The 2,476-nt window shown below is 38.7% G+C and carries 2 protein-coding genes; both read left to right on the forward strand.

The features are described from left to right. The first annotated feature begins 155 nt into the window (after positions 1–155). Positions 156–1,139, forward strand: coding sequence for a site-specific tyrosine recombinase/integron integrase (xerA, locus tag DW721_RS15800; protein WP_118746305.1), 984 nt, complete (start codon positions 156–158; stop codon positions 1,137–1,139). Positions 1,140–1,152: 13 nt separating this feature from the next. After that, positions 1,153–2,316 carry a restriction endonuclease subunit S gene (locus tag DW721_RS15805; RefSeq protein ID WP_118746306.1) on the forward strand — a complete coding sequence of 388 codons (1,164 nt, stop codon included), beginning with the start codon at positions 1,153–1,155 and terminating at the stop codon, positions 2,314–2,316. Positions 2,317–2,476: the final 160 nt, after the last annotated feature.

Below are 2,476 nucleotides of genomic sequence, written 5' to 3' on the forward strand. Positions count from 1 at the left end.
AAATTAAAGAACCAGTCTTTATAGAGTGCTTTCGCTTGTTGCTCTAAATTATTGTTTATAACATATCCCATAACTTCCGTGGGTGGCGGGAGTTAATATCAGGGAACTTCCGCCCCATAGTCGTTCTCTAAATATATTTCAAAGGAGAATTGGCTGTGAAACAGGATTTGATTAAAGATGTTATTCAGGGAATGTTACCTTACCTGAATAATGCACAAAATGAAAAATTGCAAGAGGTGTTGCGATACACTCTTGCAAAGTATGAGGTAACGGAAAATCAAAACAAAGAGAGATATTCGGAGCAGAACTATGTAGAGTCATTTCTATCGGCAAAGCGAATAGAGGGCTGCTCTGAGAAAACTCTTAAATACTATAAGGCAACTATTGAAGCCATGCTTGATGAACTTCAAAAAGATGTCAAGCACATAATAACAGACGACATCAGAGGATACCTGACGGAATATCAGGAAAAGAAGAAATCAAGCAAGGTAACGATAGACAATATCCGCCGAATTCTCTCCAGCTTCTTCTCTTGGTTAGAGGACGAGGATTACATACTGAAAAGTCCGGTAAGACGCATACACAGAGTAAAAACTGGCACGAATATCAAGGAGACATACTCCGATGAAGCGTTAGAGCTGATGAGGGATAACTGCACAGAGCTTCGAGACTTGGCGATTATTGATATGCTTGCTTCAACGGGTATGCGTGTTGGCGAAATGGTACTGCTCAACAGAGATGATATTGACTTTAATGAAAGAGAATGTGTTGTTTTTGGTAAAGGCAGTAAAGAGCGAGTGGTTTATTTTGATGCTCGCACAAAGATACATTTACAGAATTACTTGGAGAGCAGAAAGGACAATAATCCGGCACTGTTTGTTTCACTGAAATCACCGCACGAAAGATTGAAAATAGGCGGCGTTGAAGTCCGTCTGAGAGAATTTGGAAAGCAATTAGGACTTAACAAGGTACACCCGCACAAATTCAGGCGTACACTTGCAACTATGGCAATAGATAAAGGAATGCCCATTGAGCAGCTTCAACAGCTCTTGGGGCATAGAAAGATAGACACAACATTGCAATATGCAATGGTCAAGCAGAGCAATGTTAAGATTGCTCATCGTAAATATATTGGATAGAGAGGAAAAGATTATGGCTGAATGGTTGAAAACTGCACTGATAGATATAGTTGAACTTATTGGTGGTGGTACGCCAAAAACATCTAAAGCAGAGTATTGGGGCGGAAATATTAACTGGTTATCAGTTAAGGATTTTAACAATGAAAACCGATATGTTTATTCTACGGAAAAAACTATTACAGAAGAAGGACTTAATAATAGCTCAACAAAATTACTAAAAAAAGATGACATCATTATTTCTGCCAGAGGAACTGTTGGAGAACTGGCTATGATAACATTTCCAATGGCTTTTAATCAGTCGTGTTATGGTATAAGAGCTAAAGAAGGTATAGATAGTATCTTTTTGTATTACTTGATAAAAAACAGTGTGAGAAAGCTTAAAGCAATAACTCATGGTTCAGTATTTGATACGATTACAAGAGATACTTTCGCAAATATTGAGGTTGCTATACCAGATATTAAAACGCAACATCGTATAGCAAAAATGTTAGCGGATATTGATGATAAAGTTGAGAATAATCAGAGAATAAACAATAATTTAGAGCAACAAGCGAAAGCACTCTATAAAGACTGGTTCTTTAATTTTAGCCCGTTTTCATCTGACGGAAATCTTCCTGATGATTGGCGTCTTGGCACCGTTGGAGATATTATTCAACTTCACGACTCTAAGCGTGTTCCTCTTTCGGGTGCTGAAAGAGACAAAATGGCAAAGGTATATCCTTATTATGGAGCTACCTCCCTTATGGATTATGTTGACAACTATCTATTTGACGGCATCTATATTTTGCTTGGTGAAGATGGAACAGTCGTGGATAGTTTAGGCTTTCCAATCCTTCAATATGTCTATGGACAATTTTGGGTCAACAATCACGCACACATAATAACAGGCAAAGAAGGTTTTTCAGTTGAAGAACTGTATCTGTTTTTTAGCCTTACAAATATCAAATCAATTGTAACTGGAGCTGTTCAGCAAAAGGTTAGTCAACAAAATCTGAAGAAAGTACCTGCAATAATACCAAGCAAAGAGGCTTTAGGTGCTTTTGATGAGATAACTCAACCGATTTTCGCTCAAATTCGTAATCTTAAAGATGAAAATGCCAACTTATCTCAACTGCGTGATACCCTTTTGCCCAAGTTAATGTCCGGCGAGCTTGATGTTTCCGACATCGAGATTTAAGCCGCCCGTAGACTTGAAAACACCTGCGGTTTTTCCAAGTTACCGCCTCTGCCAGACACCTTGTCATCCGTATGCAAGCATCCGTCTGTCTGCGATGTCTGTCTTAGCTGCATTGCAGCTATCCGTGCTACGCACAGATGAGGCGGTAAATTATTGTTTA

The organism is Clostridium sp. AM27-31LB (assembly GCF_003480745.1).
Lineage (GTDB): Bacteria > Bacillota > Clostridia > Lachnospirales > Lachnospiraceae > Butyribacter > Butyribacter intestini.

Bases quoted from the DNA above. Each gene is read 5' to 3' on its own strand.
- DW721_RS15805 (WP_118746306.1), top strand. From the start codon at position 1,153: ATGGCTGAATGGTTGAAAACTGCACTGATAGATATAGTTGAACTTATT.